Here is a 555-nt window from a genome sequence, read left to right on the forward strand (position 1 = left end):
GGACGAATGCATGGATTCATCACCACGCCGGATACGCGCAGCTGTTTCCGCCGCTAGGTAATAATCTTCCAGATCTTCGAGATGAGTAAGAATCGCTTCCCGCGCATAGAACGTCTTTGTTCTGCCCGTCTGTTTCGCAAGGGACTCCAGCCTTGACTCGATCTCATCAGATAGTCGGATAGCAAGCATACAATCCTCCTGAATTACTATTGATATACATGTATATCAAACTATACAGCACTTAAATTTAAAGACCAAAAAATAATCATCATGTGCCTATTGATAACAACCATAACTGTTGATAAATACAGTTTGAGGGTTTTCCTCTGAAACAGTTAAAGGACATTTTTTATGGCTCTGAAACCTGGTCCGAAACGCATTGCTGAATCAACTGGGAAACCAGATCAACGTCAGCGTGATAACAAAAACACTCCGGGAAACACACCGGACTTAAAACCCAGCAAATCGTCAAAAAAATAGTCACTGCAACATGAATCGTTCAGAAGCCCTTCGGGGCTTTTTTTGTATCTCCCGATTACCCTGATTGAACATAAC

At 42.3% G+C, this 555-nt stretch carries 1 protein-coding gene; it reads right to left on the minus strand.

Annotated features, from left to right (window positions below; translation table 11 throughout):
* A partial coding sequence (locus tag SB754_RS19190) for a TraY domain-containing protein (RefSeq protein WP_410784009.1) occupies positions 1 to 189 on the minus strand: 189 nt, incomplete at its 3' end.
* Between the last annotated feature and the right edge of the window lie 366 nt (positions 190 to 555).

This window comes from Leifsonia sp. SIMBA_070 (assembly GCF_046534635.1).
In the GTDB taxonomy this organism is placed as follows: domain Bacteria; phylum Actinomycetota; class Actinomycetes; order Actinomycetales; family Microbacteriaceae; genus Leifsonia.